Raw genomic sequence first — 17740 nt, forward strand, 5'->3', positions numbered from 1 at the left:
TACATTATTCATAATTTTAATGAACTTTATTAAAATTAATTTTTCAAATGATTTTTCAAATAATCAACAAGCAATTGTTCCAAATCTTCATCAAGATCATAATACTCATCATCTAATTTCTCTAATGAATCAAAAAGTTCATCATCGAAATCAGTAATTTTATCTAATCTTCTATTGAAAATTCTTGTTCTGAATTCATCAATGTCATATTGTTCGATATTGACAAGTTCTAAAGCTTTCTTTAAAATTTTCGCTGCTTTAGAAGCTTTTATTAGCTTTAAATTTTCAATGGTTAAATAAGCAAATTGTCCATATGAATTAAAAAAATATTGATGCAAACCTCCATTGAAGACCTGTTCATGAAAAATAATTATTGTATATGTTACTTGTAGATTTTGAGGTAAGTCAATAACATATTTATACCATAAATCCTTATCATTTATTATTTTCGTGTTTAAGCCTTTAACCGAATCTGCATAATATTTGCAGGTTATTTCTTCATTTTTCATACTTAAATTTTATTTTTTAGCTTTTATAAATGCACCCTCGTACATTGTTTTATTGAGTTGTATTAATTCTTGTAAAGCTTCATTTGGAATACCTTGACTACCATAAACACGCCTTAATTCAAAAATATCTCTTGCAACAACATCTCGAGCGCTTGTAAGACCTTTTGTGTTTCGAGATACAACTCCTTTTCCTATTGTGTGACCTTCTTTTGGAACCAGAATTGAAGGAGCTGTTTTTGGGTCATAATCTGCAATAAGTCTCTTCATTATAGCTTTTTGACCCACATGATGCGCATCTAGTCCCTCTTCTATACCCTGCATTACTTTGTATTTTCCAACTTTCCACAAATTTGGACTTGGCGGTGTTGCAGGCGGAGTTTCTCTTAACGTTCCAGTTACAAATAATCCAACTGAGGCTAACGTCATTAAAAATTGTGCATCACGTTCTCCAACATGGTCTTCTAATTTATCTTGTACTAACATTCCGGCAACATCAGTCGGTCCCATAAAAGCTATCCCACCATCATAGTAATGTGCTGGTAATATGACCTCTCTCCTTGGTTGCGGCAAATTACCAATAGTGAATCCTACACTTCCATAGCAAACACTACAATTATTTGGCAGAGTGGTTGCTGGATTTGATGCTATTGCTCTTAGCGGCGCGTTAATGACAACCTCTTCAATTGGAGCTGGATTATTATCTCCCCCAATCGCATTAGGTGATAGCTTAGGTACCGGATCACCAAACAATCCCGATGGATCGGAAAACATTACGGGATTGTTATAGGCATAACCGTAAGCGTCGAGAGTTGCATTACTTAATGGATCATGAGTGCCAAAGCGACCTACATCCGCCATATAGAAACGAGCATTCATATCATATAATCCCGTTTCCTGTAATTCCTGGCCTAAAAACTTGTATTTTTTATAACTTCCGCCTCCAAAATATGCACTACCTGTTTTCAGGTGATTCATCCCGAACGGGTAGAAATCATTGTTATCGACAATCTCAAGAGCTCCTGTGCTGCTTTTTCCATAGGAAACCCTTACATTTCCCTGTAAATCTTTATATTGGTAAATATATTGATTTTTTACATAATCGTAGAAGCCTTCTCCTGTAGCGAAAAACTGTAAATCCGGAGTTTTTATAATCAATGGCGTACCAGGATCTCTAAAATCAATTGGGGTAAAAGCCTGCGGTTCATAAGCTCTCGAAGCCATCATCATTTCTGAACTTCCGCCACCGCCTGTGTTTTCACCTGTTGTACTGAAATACTGGAACCCGTCCAGATAATCCGTTGTTTCTTTGGTTGTGGTTGTCCCTGAAATTCCTACCGAGGTTTTTGCTGTTTCTTTTCTTATTTTGCTGCCATCTGCCCGGTATTTTGTGACAATATCTGTGGTAAGCTGTCCCAGGTTAATGGTTAATGAGTTGGGTAGATTCATATAATTATAACCGATGCTGGTGATGCTTTTATCGATCATATTTTTCATGTTCCCATTCACATCATACGCGATAGTATTTCCTGCCGTCCCTTCATATCCGGTAGCATTTCCACTTAGATCCTGAATTTTAGTGGCCCTGTTTCCGGTGTAGTCATAGGTAAGATTATCAATTACCGTAGCCGTACTGCTTCCGTTTTCCATTACGGAAGTCCTATAAATATTAGAAATATTACCGTTCAGATCATAAGCCAAAGACTCCGTATTTTCCTTGCTATAAGGATTCTGGGGATTCTGGTAAAATCCCGCCGTTAATCTGTCTAACCTGTCATAAGCATATCCGTATCTTTTCGGGGTAATTGACGGATTTGTTCCAATAGCCTCTACTGCTCTCCAATCGATCTCCGCAATATTCCCATTGTACTTCGGTATCACGTTCTTTCCCGGGAACTGTGAAGAATCCGGATTCTGGATACCGTCTCGATTAGCGTACTTTATCTTATAAGAAAATAGTTTTCCGCCAAGATCAGCAGCAGCCATCTGGTTTTTATTAATATCCGTTAGCCAGCCCCTAACATTGTAATCATAATCGATAGTCTGTAAAGGTGCAGAACCAGAGGTAGAGCCTACTTTTTTATTGACGAGCTGGGACAGATCGTTATAGGTATTCTCTGCGAGTAATTCCTCCGGATTGCTGTCTACCTGATGAAAATGCTTTATAAGCCTGTTTTGATCATCGTAAACAAATCTTTCCATCACTGTCACACCGGTTTCGCCCTGCTTTCTGAGGTGAAAGATATTTATTCTTAAAGGAACTCCTAAAAAATCCACCTCTGTCTCGGTATTAGTATACCCTCCGAGATAGTTTGTTCTTTTGGAGGCAATCGCCCTTCCAAAAGAATCGTAATAATTATAAGTTTTCGTCCAGTTATTATCTTCAATATTTTTTACGTAAGAAGCGGTCAGAAATCCGTTGGTAGAAGCGTCATTATTGGCATCCACAGTCTGCGGCAGGACATACTGTCCTAAAACAGTCTGCGGAACCGCAGGTGCTTCAGGAGGGTAGGTATCATAATAATTTACCGAAAGCAGCGTCATGCTTCCCGTAGGAAACGCCTGTTTGCTATAATACACATCAAGTCCCTGCAAATTAAAGGAAGTCGATGTTCTTTTTTCGTTGTTGTAAGCATTTGCCGACATGCTGTTCAATGCATTTTGCATGGCCTGTCTTGTGGCGGTATTGGCAAAAAAGCCGGTATAAACTACTCTTCCGGATTCATCATACTTGGTGAAAAGCCAGCCTTTAGCATTAAAATTATTATTTATAGTTCTTAAAACTCCATCCTGAGCCAAGACGACCCTATCTTGTTTATCATATGCTAAAAATTCCCATTCTTTTCCAGGTAATCTTTTCTCTACAAGTCTATCCCTTCCGTCATATCTGTACTGGTAACAGAGTTCGTTTAATACAGCATCAGTAATGACATTGTTGTTCTGCTCGATCTGCTGTACCGCTTTAGGGGTAATGATGAAAGCCTGTTGGTTATATTCATTATAAACATAGTAGGTATCTATGTTTTGCGAACCGTCGTTCTTCCGGATTAAAACCGTCTGTCCTCTTCCGTTCTGAAACTGGATGACCGCGTTTCCATCTTCGTCGGTTATTGTATTTTTATACAGGGTTCCCGCAGGATAAAACCCTGAATTAGCCGAAGAAAGTGATACTGTAGAAACCGTATTGGAAACACCGCTTACCGTATTGGTTGAAGTACTGGTAACAAAAGCCTTTACTTCGTTTCCGGTATTGGCTTCGTATTTATATTTTTTCGTTTTCCCGGAACTCATTTTCCATTCCTCTCCCGGATTTGCTTCCTGCAAAACCCTGTCTAAAGGGGAATTTTCAATTTCCTTTTCCGTAAAAGCATTGGAAACACCATAATAGGCGTTGGCTGCTGTTTCGTTGGTAATTCCGGTGTGGATTGATGAGTTCTGAGAAGTTACAGGTACGGGCAATATATTTTTTGTCTGCCTTCCGAATCCGTCATACGTTACTGGCATAACCAGATCTTTCCCGGTCGGACTGGCTTTGACATTGATGATCTGTTTGGGCCTTCCCAACCCGTCAAAATAGGTAATGGATTCTGATTTTTTGCTACAATCCTGATTCAGACAGTCTATAGACTGCACATAATTTTCATTGGATTGTGCAAAAGACATCCCTGCGAGCAATAAGCTTAACAAGGACAATCCTTTTAATATTAAATATTTTTTCATACTGTGATTATTGTTTGTAATGATAATTGTTTTGTTTAACCGTCTTAATAAGTTCAGCTCCTGCAGCATTTTTCCCTCTCACATTTCCGTTCTTCAGTCTTCCTGCAGCATCATACCCAAATATCTCCCTGATTCCTGAAGCTGGCGTAATGCTGGTCACTCCAATTAACGGATCATAGGTATAGGTTGTCATTTTCTTTCCTGAAAGAGCGGATAATTTTCTGAAATCATTCAGGGCATTTAGAAGCAAGCCCTCTTTGCTTGGATCAGCAGCAGCATCATTGGACGCGGAGACAATTGCGTTGGTTGAAACAGTAGCCGTAAGCTGGTCGTAGGTAATTCCTTCAATAATAGCTATTGCTTGCGTTTGATTATAACCCCAGACAACAGTCACCGGAGTGCCGTCTTTTTCCGTATACTGAACGATATTTCCCTTATCATCATATTTATCATAGGTTACATCTGTAGATGCTGCGTTATTTAGTTTATCATATGATTTCTCAGACAATGGCAGTACCAGGTTTCCGGTCTGTGTGGTCGGAAGTGAAGTTGGATAAACGGTTTCTGACCTGTCAAGGGTTTTGGTAACGCCGCCAACGGTTTGGGTCGTCGTGGTTTCCAATGGAATGGCGATCATGTTTTTACTGATCATTAATTGATTGCCTTTTTCGTGAGCGTAGAAATAGTTGGTTTCTGTGATAATACTATTTGAAGAAACAACTTTTTCAGAAATAATATTAATAGGTTTTAAGATGTTTTCTAATGAAAAGGTCTTATTTATTATTGTTTCAATTGTACCTGTATTCAGATAATCTTTTGTTACAACTTCTTCAAGTAAAAACTTCCCTGATTGTATAGGAAAAGAATTTAAAACCCTTGTAGAATAAAAAGAACCAAACGCGGTACTGTGCTCATATATACCAATTTTAGCAGAAGGTATTAACATGCTTACATTGCTATATGAATTTGATGAAAGTATATTTTTTGAGAATGTAGGAGTATACTTATAGTTGATCTCTCTAACAGGATTGGTCGAATTATCATTATACATTTTTTCATTTAGAATATTTTTATTTCTAAATTGGTAAGGATTAAACCCATTTCCGGATATAATACTGATATCCAATTGGTTTTCTTCTTTTTCAAATTGATATACTCTCTTTCCTTTACCAGCTGTATATTCTGTTATAAATTCATAATTTACAACATCTTTTCCTAAAAGACTTGAATTAATAGATTGATCAGCATTTAATGCATACATATTGCACAAAACAGGAACGGAACCAGAATTAGGTATTATCTTGGGCACTATTTCAAGAAAACTTAGAGGAGAAGCAAAATAGGCTGATGAATGTTCACCTGCTATAGTTGGATTATGATAGCTAAATGTTCGCTTTAGGTAATTCGAAGTGCCGTCAAAATCTTCAATACTCTTTATTCTTAGTCCCCCTACAATGTTATTTTCATCATTGTTTTTTATATATTTTATCTTGGATATTTTTAAACTAATAAAGCAATTACCTTTTCTCTCTGTCCTTATTCTTTTCTTTACATTAGGATTCGTAAAAAAGATATCTTCAGTAAGTTTGCCTGTTCTATCAGCACCATTAAATACAGCAATAATTTCCCAATGATTATTTATAAATTCTTCTAAATATGCAGCTCCTGTACTCTCACTATTTTCTGGTATTTGATTAGGAACTTGGTTTGAACAGCTATTATGGAACTCTGCCCAAAGCTCTTCCCCTTCCAATCGATTTACATCAATATAAAAATATTCTGTAGGTGACGTTGAAACTGTAATAGTATTGAGATCACTTTGGGTATTATTATATGCGTTATTTATTAATCCGTAAACACTTTCAACTTTTTGGGGAATAAGTAATTTTCCCCAAACGGTATTATTTTCATAAGAAAATAGAGAAAAACCACCTGTAGGATAAAATACTTTTTTTAAAATGTATGCCTGTGAAGTATTAGGATCTACACTCCGGTTACTTCCCTCAACATAATTATTATTAAAATAGTGCAAATTAGGAATCATGGTAGAATTATACACCTGACCATTATAATATCCCCACAAATCTTGGGCAAAGCTTCCTAATTCTGGATTTAAAAGGTCATTATATTCAAAAGAATATTTGCTATTTTCCAATCTATCATTGATACTGATCAATTTCAATCGATGTTTTTTGTATTCATCAACAATATTTATATTTGAATGAAAGTAGTCATGAATAAGTGCGAAGTCTTTTATAATAGTATTACTCTTATTATTTATTACTTGTATATTATCCAACGCAAAAGTATTTTCAGGATTATCAGAATAAATATCTTTTCGTCCTAAAATTCCATTTATAATATTTTTATAATTAAATTTTACTGTTTGATTATTGTAGATTATCTCTGTTAAAAGATTGTCTGAATATTTATTCAATGTTGTTGTATGTTGATCTTCCTGCCCCATAATACAGGGATCTCCAGCTCCTGAAGGAATTGGGTAGTAAAAATCAGTAAAAGAATTACTGATATTCTGATAAGACATTTTTTTTTGGTATTTAAAAGTAATTTCTTCATCATTTGGAAGTGTTATTTTGTATAGGAGTAATGATGATGTAAATGATGAAGATCCTGATTGAGAACTTGTGAAAAGATTGCTTCCAACTCCCAAACTATAAACAATGCCTTTATCGTCAGTTATTGTAAACACTTTATCTGTGTCAGAATAAGAAATTTTGATATTCTCATATGGAATGGTGTGAAAATTCCCATTACTGTCTCGAACAAATGACCCTGAAACAGTTGGCAAATTATAATGATATATATCTGGTTCTGTGTCTAATGTATTATCTTTTAATCCATATAATTTGAGTCTTGTCTCTAAAGGGAAGGATTCTATATCAATTCCGTTATATTGATAATCATAGGCATTTGAGGGATACCATGATGCTGAAATATTCTGCAAATCATCTTTTCCATGAGTTTCTACAGAGATATTATTAGGTATTGATAAGTTCCATCCCAAGCCTGCTATACTAGACGTTTCATCAACTTTAATTCCCCCTGTATTATAAGTTAAAGCAATAGGAATTGAAACTCCGAATTTTGCTAAAATAGTATATAAAGGTATTGAAACGTTAAGCTTGCCTGTTCTATAATCAACAGGAAATTCTCCAGCTTTAAACATACTGTAGGTGGATGGAGAAACCGGTATTATTTTATTGTATTCTCTTTGGTTGGGACTAATTTGTCCTTTATACTGTATACCTATAAGTAGAAAATAAATTAGCAATCTTATATTTTCTTTATTCATCATAATAATTACTTTTTAATCAGTTTCGTACTCGCCGTTTTCCCTGAATCCGTTCTTACCGATACCAGGTAAGCCCCCTGAATCAGCGGCTGCGTGTTGAGTTTGGTTACTTTGTTTTTTGTTCTGATGCTCTGAAGCTGTCTTCCGCCCATATCATACACCGTAATCTCCGCTCCGAACGCTCCTTCTCTCAGACCCTCAAACCCAAGCTCCACATACGCATAATCACTTACCGGGTTCGGGTAAATCTTAATATCCTGCTTCTCGATCAATTGGTCAATCTGTTTATCTCCAAGCTTTATGATCTTCCAGTTCTCTTTACCCAACTCTTCGGCGCTGGTTCCGGCCAAAATGATCGAACCGTCACGGTTCAGCTTAATATCCGAAAGCCGCTCCTCCCTTTTGCTGGATTCTCCTTTTATATGCTTTCTCCACTGCTCATGGCCGTTCTGATCCAGGTACAGCATCCAGAACTTTTCATCATCCGTTTCAATCCTTCCTTCTGCCTGGGTATAGCCGCCCAATAAAATTCCTTTCGTATTTTTATCATCGGAAGCATGCAGAACACTCATGCCCATCAGAACATCACGGTTTTTAAAATTGTAGGATTTCTGCCGGATTTCTTCACCTTTTGCGTTTACGGAAATGAGCCAAAGGTCTGTTCCTTCTTCGATGCCTACGGTTTTATTCCCGGATCTTTCCGATCTGGATTCCCCTCCGATCAGATATCCGGTGGAAGTCATGGCCAAAGTCCTTAAATGATCGTCACCTGTTCCACCGAAGTTATTTTCCCATTCTACTTTGCCGTCTTTACTAAGCTTAACGATCCAGTAGTCGCCTTCACCGTAATTGGAGGTGGTTTTTGGTTGATGGTTCATAGCATTGCTACTTCCAGCCACCGCTCCGCTTCTGGAGTAGATCCCTAATAAAGCTCCGCCATCCAACGTTGGGATCATTTTTTCCACTTCGTCCAATCCTTTTCCGCCTAAAACAAGCTGGGAAATTTCCTTTCCGTTTTTATCCAGCTTCACAACTAACACATCTTTAGAGCCGTACCCCTTTTCAGCATTCTGAATATTCCCGGCTACAAAAAATCCGAAATCCGTCGTCTGGATCACCGCTCTCGCTTCTTCATCCGAAGCAGTGCCAATGGTTTTCTGCCACAATTCATCACCGAATTCGTTCAGTCGAATTAACCATACGTCCGATCCACCTTTCGATTCGTCTTTCTTATCCAGGCCTTTCCCGCTGTAGGAAGTTCCTGCAAGCAAAAATCCGCCTTCTTGGGTATTAACAGTAGCGGATAAAAAATCATGGTTTTTCCCGGAAAAATATTTTTCCCAGACTTCTTCTCCCCGAGAATTTAATTTTACCAGATGAAAATCGTAGCCGTTGTTTTGCTTACTGTCTGAAGAAATTTTATTGGATTGGATACTGCTTCCCGAAATCAGATATTGTCCGTCGATGGTTATTGTAACCTGGCTTAAGAAATCCTGGGTCGAGGATCGGATGTCCTTCTGCCAGACCACTTCCTGGGCCGAAACACCCAGAACCGTACACACAGCAAGTGCGCTCATGTAGAGTTTTTTCATGTCCTTCGAGTTAATTATTAATTTTTTATAATTCCTGCAAAAATATAATTTTTACCTGATCAGCAAAGGATTTATTAAAGAAATTTAATATCCTGCTGATCATTCTTCTGCAAAGCTATAACCGCGATGCGACAAAACGTGACGCATTATTTTAAAATAGAAAAATTAAGCTCACAGGAAATTTTTAAATCTCTTACTATACAAATATATAAAAAAATAGCAATTTATTATTGTCAATATATTTATAAAAGCAATAATTACTTGTTTTATATGATTAATCACTTTTAATTTCTTCCACAATTCTTCGGGTGTTCTTCGGTAATCCTTCGGAAAAAAGATGTTTTTTCCGAAGCAGACCCGAAGGTGATCCGAAGAAGTCCCGAAGAAAAGGATAAGAATACCGGTCAAAGCCGGTCAAAAGTAGTCAAAACAGGTCATTACTTTCATAAATAAATTTAATACCTTTAAAACCTCTGAAATATCACTAATGAATAAAAAGATAAATCCTCTTCCCAAAGACAAATATTTACCTTTCATAAAACCGATTTTAAACTAAGATTTCTCTGATAATTTCTTACTTTGCAGGAAGACCCAATATTATCTTTATGAAAAAGTCACAGGAAACCAGGCTCCACATTCTTCAAACCGCCTTTCAGCTGATTTATGGCAAAGGATACCAGACGACAAGTGTGGATGAGATCATTGCCCAAACGAAAGTGACCAAAGGGGCTTTTTACTATCATTTCAAGACAAAAGATGAAATGGGCCTTGCCATTCTTAATGAGCTGCTGAGACCTACTTTTACTGATCATTTTATCAGTCCTCTCGAAAATTCAGAAAATGCATTGGAAAGCATCTATGACCTGCTTTACAAAATTCTGATGGAAGATTCTTTTATGACGGTGGAAAACGGCTGTCCGGCTTCCAACTTTACGCAGGAAATGGCTCCCTGGAATGCGGAATTTACCCAAACACTGAATGAACTCTCCAAAGATTGGGAACTAGCCATGATTCAGGCCATTGAAAAAAGTAAGGAAAAAGGGTTGGTGAGAACCGAAGTCAATGCCGAAGAGGTTGCCGTATTTGTATTGTCAGGCTATTGGGGCGTCAGGAATCTGGGAAAACTGGAAAATTCCAAAGGGGTATATAAGGTTTTTCTAAAAGGACTCACGTCTTATTTTAACAGCTTGGGCTAACTTTTTTTCAAAAACATACCAATTAGTATGTTTTTTATTTTACCTTTGTCACATTGTTAAAAGTTTAATGATGTATCAGACACTGACCTTTCTTCATTCTATTTTCCGATGGCTGGTTCTCCTAAGCCTTGTCTTCTCGATATTCAGGGCTTATAACGGCTATTTTGCTCGTCAGAAATTTTCCGGAACCGACGATTCCCTACGGCATTGGACCGCAACGATTGCCCACATCCAGCTGGTGTTGGGGATTGCTCTGTATTCACAAAGTCCGATGGTAACCTATTTCTGGAAAAATTTTGATCAGGCTAAAGAATCTTTTGACCTTATCTTTTTCGGGGTGATTCATATTGGGCTTATGCTTACTGCTATAATCCTTATCACGATCGGATCCTCCATGACCAAACGGAAAAAAGATGATACAGAAAAATTCAGAACCATGCTGATCTATTATAGCATTGCCCTTGTTATTATATTCCTGGCTATTCCCTGGCCGTTTTCTCCACTCGCCAACAGACCTTATTTAAGATAATATGATCCATTTATTCAAAACAAAAATCGGAAGATTAAGGATGATCGCCATCCTTGAAGGAATCTCCCTGTTAGTGCTTGTCTTTATTGCTGTTCCGCTGAAATACGGATTCGATAATCCTTCACTGGTAAAAATGATGGGCCCGGTACACGGTTCGTTGTTCCTGCTGTTTTTATTCACTACCTTAAGTGTCGGCGTTGAACAGGGGTGGAAGTTTAAAGAAATAACCTGGAAAGTCCTGTTGGCCTGTGTAATTCCGTTCGGAACCTTTTATATTGACCACAAAATCTTACGCCGGTTATGAAAAGTCTCATTGTATGCTGCGGAATCGTTCTTGCCCTTTATATCACCTACAGGATTTACAAATACCAGACACTGGACGACGGACTGGAACAGCTGATCAAAAAAGGAGCAGTGATTCTTGATGTGAGGACGGAAAGTGAATATAAGACCGGCCACATTCCCGGATCTGAAAATATCTCGCTGGGTACCATCAGGGAGCGGTATACCGAACTTGATCCGTCCAAAACCTATATCACCGTCTGCTCGCATGGACTGAGAAGCGTAAAGGCAGAACATATTTTAAAAGAAAAAGGGTTCAAACATGTTTATAACGGAGGTGCCTGGATCGACCTGCAGAATCATCTCGGTTTAGACAGAACCCGTTAAAAAATCAGTGTCTCTCCCCTAAATATTGCTTTTCTTTGACATAAGATTTGTTTCTTTATTGTTGTTTAAACAGATCATTTTGCTCAAATCAATTGCAGTCATGTCTCAGATTGCTCAGGGAAAAAGTTTAGTTCAAATATAATTCACTTCAAAATCAATCCTTTTCTCTGAACTGTACCGGTGTAAGCTGCACCTTTTTCCTAAAGAAATTGTTAAAGTGTGTAGCTTCTTTAAAACCCAGTGAATAAGCAATTTCCGAAACGTTCCATTCGGTATGCTTCAGTAAAATTTTTGCTTCCTGCAACAGGCGTTCGGCAATAATTTCAGAAGTTGTTTTTTCGGTAACCTCTTTTACAGCCCGGTTAAGATGGTTAACGTGGACGGAAAGCTGTCCGGCAAATTCCGAAGGCGAGCGAAACCTGATCCGCTGCCTCACTTCTTCGATCGGAAACTGGCGTTCCAAAAGTTCCAGAAACAGATGGGTAATCCGGTGAGAGGCATTGGCTTTTTGTTTTTCATATTTTGAAGCCGGCTGCATTTTCAGGGTGTAATGCAATAGATCAAACACCAGATTTCGGAGCAGATCATATTTGTGCACATAATCGGAAACCATTTCAGCCTGCATTTTTCTGAAAACAGTGGTTATATCTTCCAGCTGTTGATCGTTCAGCTCAAAAACCGGTATCACGTTGGGCTGAAAAACTTCATAGTCGTTCAAATTTCCGAAATGATGAAAAAAGGCAGGCGTAAAAACACAAAAAATCCCGGATTTATAATCGTCAATCCATTCGAATTTGTAAGGGATCTGAGGATTGGTGAAAAACAAGGCCTGCTTCTGAATATCAATAACTTTATCGGCGTAATGAATCCGGTTTCTGCCGATAATCAGCGTAATTTTAAAATAATCTTTCCGGCTGTACACAACCGGCTGATGATCTTTTCCTATATATTCGTCTACGGTAAAAACGTTGAAATGCCCCACTCCGTTCCGGATATTTTCCGGAATACTGTTAAATTTTGACTGATAAAACTCTTCAAGTGACTGCATTTTTTCCATCTGATAAATTTACAAAAATCAAACAAAAAAGAGTGTTGCCTATTGTTGTGGCAACACCCTTTATTCTTCTTACCTCTTTACTTAAAATCAGTAGAAAAAGAAATGTTTTTATTGCTTTCCAATTCTTCTGACAACACCTTTATTTTTTCCGTAGCCCGATGGTAGGCATCACTTCCGAGATACAGCCGGACCGGTGGATTCGGTTGTTCTGCCAAACCGATTAAAATTTCAGCCAGCTTTTCAGGGTCACCGGGCTGTGTTCCGTTCATTTCAGAATATTTTCCGTGGGAAGCTCTTATGGATTGATATTCATCAATTTTCTTTTCGGCAAAGACAAGTGAGCTTTCTTCCAGGAACTCCGTTCGGAATGCACCTGGCGCCACTACTGTCACTTTTATCCCCAGTTCTTTTACGTCCTCCGCCATGACTTCGGAAAGTCCCATTACCGCATATTTTGTGGCTGCATACATGGCCCAGCCAATTCCCGGCGCAAATCCCGCAATGGAAGAAATGTTGATGATGTTTCCGGATCTCTGCGCTCTGAAATAAGGCATTACGGATTGCATGGTTGTGATGACGGCAAATACATTAATATCAAAACTGTTTTTGATTTCCTGCTGATTCAATTCTTCCACTGCACCACCGATTCCATATCCTGCATTGTTTACCAGGACATCAATTTTGCCGAAATGCGCAACCGCTTTTCTCACAGCTTCGCTGATGGAAATTTCACTGGTTAAGTCAACATCCAACGGTAAAAACTGCTTCTCATCAAAAGTTCCGACCTCATCCGTCAGATCTTTAGGCTTCCTGCTTGTCGCTGCCACCTGATGGCCGTCTGCAATTAATTTTTTCACCAAAGAAAGTCCTAATCCTTTAGAAGCGCCTGTTACCAGCCATACTTTTTTTGTCTCCATATTCTTTAAATTGTTATGATACAAAAGTAGCCTGATATCCGGCTGTGCTTCTAACGAAATAGAAACAATAGATTACAAAAAACAAACATTTTCAACCGGTTGATTTAGCCTTTTACAAATCTTTTTTGCTGCAAAAAATTCAATAGTAAAATGGATTGTTGAAATTTGCTATTAATAATTGGGATTTTCAGCATCTATCGGAAAATCTTCTGGGAAAACTGGTATAAACATCGTCGCCAGGTAAGCCATTCGTGATAAGTATCGGGTGACTGGTACTCGACGTAAGGATATTTATTCTGATCAAGATAAGTCGTCAGGATCTTATTGAAATCCTGGAACCGCTCGCTTTCTTTGGTCCCGATTCCGATAAATAAAAAAGGTTTCTTATCCGTTTTCAACAGATTACCGATCGGAAGCTCTTTAAAAGGCTGAAGCGATGTTCCTTCGTAGATAACAGGACTGAAAGCGCCGATGGCCGAAAACAGATCAGGGTGTCGCGTACCGATAAGCAACGCCTGGTAACTTCCTCTCGAAAGCCCGGCCACCGCTCTGTTGCCATTGGTTTTATACTTTTTTTCAATATAAGGAATCAGTTCCTGAACCATGATTCGGTCTATATTTTTCGAAGACACTACTGTTCTCGGATAATCGTCCGGTCTCTTTTCCTCTTCCGGATTCAGGGCTACGCCGTAATCCATCACCACGATCATTTCTTTGGCCTTTTTCTCTGCAAAGAGATTGTCGAGAATATCGTTCAGATGACCTTGTTTTTCCCAGCCGGTAATGTCCTCACCGGTTCCATGATACAGGTATAAAACCGGAAATTTTTGGGTTCCGTAATTTGGAGGCAGATAGACCTTGAAATTTCGCCGGCCTCCGGTAATTGCAGAAAACAGGCTGTCATCGATAATCTTCCCATGTTTTACCTTCTTTTCGATAAAGAAATCTTCACCTGAACTGATTTCGATCCCGCTGGTGGGCTGACCGTAGCCGAAATAAAGCTCCGTATTGGGATCATTGGTCCGTTTGCCGTCTACATTAAACCAATAATAGTGGAACCCGATCTCCAGCGGTGAGGTGGATACTGTCCAGAAACCTTCTTTATCTTTCGTGGTGGTTGATTTTATATTCTGCATGCCGTCTCCGCCTTCAAGGATTACGGATTTTGCATCAGGGAAATAGACTTTGAATTCTGCCTTCCCATCGGCATCTACTTTCGGAAATTCTTTTCCTTCTTTGGCAGTAACCGATGTTCTGAAATTTTGTGAAAAGATCAGGGAAGAGCACAGCGCAAAAGCAGCTGACAGTATGGTGATTTTTTGCATGGGTTTCAATTTTAAAGCTTAATTAGGCGGTAATTTAGGCATTATTTTACACCTATAGACCAAATCAGAAAATGTCCGGTCGGTAAGACCTTCATTCTAAGCTTTTTTCCTTTTTGTTCTTTCTGTATCAAAGATATTTACTGTAAAATTTATTTTTAAGCGGAGTTTTTGTTTCGTATCTTGTTTAATATTAAATTTAAAAATACCTTCGGATTTTATAAAGCTTATCTGATGTTCTACAGATCATATGAGGATGACTACAATGATATTCGGTATTTGATTCTCAGTTTCAATCATGGGTAAACCTTTATATTTCTTTTTGTGCTGTTCCGCTGCTTCGGCAACGATGCTGGTGAATGCACAAAGCAGGTCCGAAAACGGAAAAACGAAAAGCAACGACAGCCTAAGGATTCATTCGGTAGAGGAAGTGGTGGTTTCTGCTTCCAGAACTTCAGAAAATATTCTTACCAGTCCGGTAACGGTAGAATCGCTTAGCCATGCCTTTCTTCAGAATACCGCTGCCCTCTCTTTTTTCGACGGTCTGGAAAATGTAAAGGGCGTACAGATGCTCACGCCAAGCTTAGGGTTTAAGATCATCAATACCCGCGGCTTCGCCAATACGACCAATGTAAGATTCAGCCAACTGGTGGATGGCTTTGACAATCAGGCACCTCATATCGGGGCTCCGATCGGCAATGCTTTAGGTCCGAACGATATGGATATCGAACGCGTCGAAATTATTCCCGGTACTTCTTCGGCGCTGTACGGTCTGAATGCCGTTAATGGTCTGGCCAATTTTATAACAAAGAATCCGTTTACGACAACCGGAATCTCTTTCCAGCAAAAAACCGGGGTCAATCATGTTGGGGAATCTTCTGATAAGGCCACCTTATTTACCGAGTACAGCTTCCGCATTGCCAAAAAACTCTCTAACCGATTTGCTTTTAAGCTGAACGGGACTTTTACCAAAGGAACCGACTGGAAAGCGGATAATATGGACGACCTTAACCCCAACGCAAATCTGGCATTGGGTATTTCCGGCGGAATAAATAATCCGGCCTATGATCCCGTGAACGGATACGGTAACGAATCGTCCAACCGCCGGACGCTAACCCTTAACGGCAAACGTTATGTGGTTGCCAGAACCGGATACCGCGAGCAGGAAGTCACCGATTATAACATTCAGAATCTGAAAGCGGATATCGGGTTATCGTATCAGTTCGATCCTAAGACAACAATCACCTATACCTACCGGTTTGCCGATCTGGATAATGTGTATCAACGGGCCAACCGGTTTGCACTGAAAGATTACCTGTTGCAGCAGCATGCACTGGAGGTTAAAAATGATTTTTTCCTTTTCAGGACTTTTATAACGGCTGAAAATACGGGCAAGTCCTATAATCTCAGATCAGCGGCTGAAAATCTGGACCGCCGGTTTAAATCGGATGATCAGTGGTACGCTGATTACACCACGGCGTTCAACAATGCATTATCTTCGGGACCGGACGTATTGCAGGCGCTCCATCAGGCACGCGCCATGGCCGATCAGGGAAGACTGCAGCCGGGCACTCCAGAATTTAAAAATGTTTTAAAGGAGCTTGCCAATATCAACAATTGGGATCAGGGCGCAGCCCTGCGGGTCAGGGATAAACTGGTTCACGCCGAAGCACAGTCCGACCTTTCAAAACTTTTAGGAAGTAAGTTTAAAGAAAATACCGGCCTGAATCTGCTTGCCGGAATAGATTACCTGTCTTATATTATTGAGCCGGACGGTAATTATTTTGTGAATCCGGCAGCCGGTAAAACATCCGATACTTTCAGCTATGGAAAAACAGGCGGATTTCTGCAAGCCGGTAAAGATTTGTTTCATGGAATTTTAAAAGTTTCAGCGACCCTCAGGATCGATAAGAACGATTATTTTGAGGTAAAATACAATCCCCGTCTGACGGCCGTCATTGTGCCTTTCAGTAATCAAAGCCTACGGATGTCTTTCCAGAGCGGTTCCCGGTTTCCAAGTATTTTTGAAGCCTTTTCCAATGTCAACAGTGGCGGCGTGAAAAGAATCGGCGGATTAAAAGTAATGTCCGACGGGATTTTCGAGAATGCGTATCTGCGCAGTTCCATCGACCGTTTTCAGGCGGCTGTTACCGCAGACTTCAATAATGGAATGACCGTAGCGGATGCCATAGAAAAAGAAAAAGGACTATTGGTAAAAAACTATTACACTTACCTGAAACCGGAGCACCTCACTTCTTTTGAAGCAGGTTACAAAGCTTTTTTCCTGAAAAAAAGCCTGCAGTTGGATGCCGATTTCTACTTTAACAGGTATAACGATTTTATCGCACAGGTTGAAATGAATGTGCCCAATACAACTGTGCAGGAACAAATCCCCACTTTTTTAAACAACAGGAACCAGCAGAGCCGCTACCGGATGTATACCAATTCCCGAAGTGTCGTTTATAATTTTGGAGGAAGCCTCGGGGCCAGTTATTTCCTGGGACGGCATTACCAGATAGCCGGAAACGTATCGTACGCCAAGTTAAGCAGGACCGATTATAATGACGGTTTTGAAGACGGCTTTAATACTCCCGAGTGGATCACTAACCTTTCTTTCAGCGGAACAAATATTGTTAACCGTCTCGGATTCAACGTTACCTACCGAAGGCAGAGCGGTTTTTACTGGCGTTCATTTTTAGTCAATGGCGAGGTTGAAGCCTACGGAACCGTCGATGCCCAGGTAAACTATGATTTTTTTAAGGAAAAGCTGGGGATAAAGATTGGAGCGACAAACTTATTTAACCGGCATTATTATTCATTTTTGGGAGGGCCCAGCATCGGGGGTTTGTATTACACGACATTGACGTATAGCCTATAAATCATCTCTAGTCTATATGAATGCCTTTAAAATCTACCAAG

12 protein-coding genes are annotated in these 17740 nt (G+C 39.2%); 5 read left to right on the plus strand and 7 right to left on the minus strand.

What is annotated here, in order from left to right; translation table 11 throughout:
* Window positions 1-35 precede the first annotated feature (35 nt).
* From QE422_RS14370 to QE422_RS14385, 4 genes are read right to left on the minus strand one after another with little or no spacing between them, the layout of a single operon-like run.
* Window positions 36-509, minus strand: a complete 474-nt coding sequence (locus QE422_RS14370; protein ID WP_307459740.1) for a DUF4375 domain-containing protein — start codon at window positions 507-509, stop codon at window positions 36-38.
* 9 nt (window positions 510-518) lie between these two features.
* Complete coding sequence (locus tag QE422_RS14375) at window positions 519-4226, minus strand: DUF6443 domain-containing protein (RefSeq protein ID WP_307459743.1); 3708 nt, start codon at window positions 4224-4226, stop codon at window positions 519-521.
* A gap of 7 nt (window positions 4227-4233) precedes the next feature.
* Window positions 4234-7542, minus strand: coding sequence for a hypothetical protein (locus QE422_RS14380; RefSeq protein WP_307459746.1), 3309 nt, complete (start codon window positions 7540-7542; stop codon window positions 4234-4236).
* 5 nt (window positions 7543-7547) lie between these two features.
* Window positions 7548-9131: a T9SS type A sorting domain-containing protein gene (locus tag QE422_RS14385; protein WP_307459748.1), complete on the minus strand. Its 1584-nt coding sequence runs from the start codon at window positions 9129-9131 to the stop codon at window positions 7548-7550.
* A gap of 605 nt (window positions 9132-9736) precedes the next feature.
* On the opposite strand from QE422_RS14385, the gene QE422_RS14390 reads away from it, so the two are divergent.
* From QE422_RS14390 to QE422_RS14405, 4 genes are all read left to right on the plus strand, one after another.
* Window positions 9737-10327: a TetR/AcrR family transcriptional regulator gene (locus QE422_RS14390; protein ID WP_307459751.1), complete on the plus strand. Its 591-nt coding sequence runs from the start codon at window positions 9737-9739 to the stop codon at window positions 10325-10327.
* A 67-nt stretch (window positions 10328-10394) separates the two neighbouring features.
* Complete coding sequence (locus QE422_RS14395) at window positions 10395-10856, plus strand: hypothetical protein (protein WP_307459754.1); 462 nt, start codon at window positions 10395-10397, stop codon at window positions 10854-10856.
* 1 nt (window position 10857) lies between these two features.
* The gene (locus QE422_RS14400) at window positions 10858-11160 is read left to right on the plus strand and encodes a DUF3817 domain-containing protein (RefSeq protein ID WP_307459757.1); all 303 of its coding nucleotides are present in this window, start codon (window positions 10858-10860) and stop codon (window positions 11158-11160) included.
* Entirely contained in the window at window positions 11157-11525 is a 369-nt protein-coding gene (locus tag QE422_RS14405; protein ID WP_307459760.1) for a rhodanese-like domain-containing protein, read from the plus strand. The genes QE422_RS14400 and QE422_RS14405 overlap by 4 nt, the downstream gene beginning before the upstream one ends.
* A gap of 154 nt (window positions 11526-11679) precedes the next feature.
* Here the strand turns inward: QE422_RS14405 and QE422_RS14410 are convergent, their stop codons facing one another.
* The 3 genes from QE422_RS14410 to QE422_RS14420 all read right to left on the minus strand — a co-directional run bounded on the left by QE422_RS14410 (window position 11680) and on the right by QE422_RS14420 (window position 14824).
* On the minus strand, window positions 11680-12582 hold the full coding sequence (locus tag QE422_RS14410; protein ID WP_307459764.1) for an AraC family transcriptional regulator: 903 nt from the start codon (window positions 12580-12582) through the stop codon (window positions 11680-11682).
* A gap of 77 nt (window positions 12583-12659) precedes the next feature.
* A complete protein-coding gene (locus tag QE422_RS14415; RefSeq protein WP_307459767.1) occupies window positions 12660-13499 on the minus strand; it encodes an SDR family NAD(P)-dependent oxidoreductase in 840 nt (279 codons plus the stop codon).
* A gap of 194 nt (window positions 13500-13693) precedes the next feature.
* The gene (locus QE422_RS14420) at window positions 13694-14824 is read right to left on the minus strand and encodes an alpha/beta hydrolase-fold protein (RefSeq protein ID WP_307459770.1); all 1131 of its coding nucleotides are present in this window, start codon (window positions 14822-14824) and stop codon (window positions 13694-13696) included.
* Window positions 14825-15119: 295 nt separating this feature from the next.
* Between QE422_RS14420 and QE422_RS14425 the strand changes: the two genes are divergently transcribed.
* Entirely contained in the window at window positions 15120-17699 is a 2580-nt protein-coding gene (locus QE422_RS14425; RefSeq protein WP_307459773.1) for a TonB-dependent receptor, read from the plus strand.
* Window positions 17700-17740 lie beyond the last annotated feature (41 nt).

The sequence above is a fragment of the Chryseobacterium sp. SORGH_AS_0447 genome (assembly GCF_030818695.1).
GTDB lineage: Bacteria > Bacteroidota > Bacteroidia > Flavobacteriales > Weeksellaceae > Chryseobacterium.

Coding starts and splice junctions, on each gene's coding strand:
- QE422_RS14370 (WP_307459740.1), bottom strand. CDS start 509: ATGAAAAATGAAGAAATAACCTGCAAATATTATGCAGATTCGGTTAAA.
- QE422_RS14375 (WP_307459743.1), bottom strand. CDS start 4,226: ATGAAAAAATATTTAATATTAAAAGGATTGTCCTTGTTAAGCTTATTG.
- QE422_RS14380 (WP_307459746.1), bottom strand. CDS start 7,542: ATGATGAATAAAGAAAATATAAGATTGCTAATTTATTTTCTACTTATA.
- QE422_RS14385 (WP_307459748.1), bottom strand. CDS start 9,131: ATGAAAAAACTCTACATGAGCGCACTTGCTGTGTGTACGGTTCTGGGT.
- QE422_RS14390 (WP_307459751.1), top strand. CDS start 9,737: ATGAAAAAGTCACAGGAAACCAGGCTCCACATTCTTCAAACCGCCTTT.
- QE422_RS14395 (WP_307459754.1), top strand. CDS start 10,395: ATGATGTATCAGACACTGACCTTTCTTCATTCTATTTTCCGATGGCTG.
- QE422_RS14400 (WP_307459757.1), top strand. CDS start 10,858: ATGATCCATTTATTCAAAACAAAAATCGGAAGATTAAGGATGATCGCC.
- QE422_RS14405 (WP_307459760.1), top strand. CDS start 11,157: ATGAAAAGTCTCATTGTATGCTGCGGAATCGTTCTTGCCCTTTATATC.
- QE422_RS14410 (WP_307459764.1), bottom strand. CDS start 12,582: ATGGAAAAAATGCAGTCACTTGAAGAGTTTTATCAGTCAAAATTTAAC.
- QE422_RS14415 (WP_307459767.1), bottom strand. CDS start 13,499: ATGGAGACAAAAAAAGTATGGCTGGTAACAGGCGCTTCTAAAGGATTA.
- QE422_RS14420 (WP_307459770.1), bottom strand. CDS start 14,824: ATGCAAAAAATCACCATACTGTCAGCTGCTTTTGCGCTGTGCTCTTCC.
- QE422_RS14425 (WP_307459773.1), top strand. CDS start 15,120: ATGGGTAAACCTTTATATTTCTTTTTGTGCTGTTCCGCTGCTTCGGCA.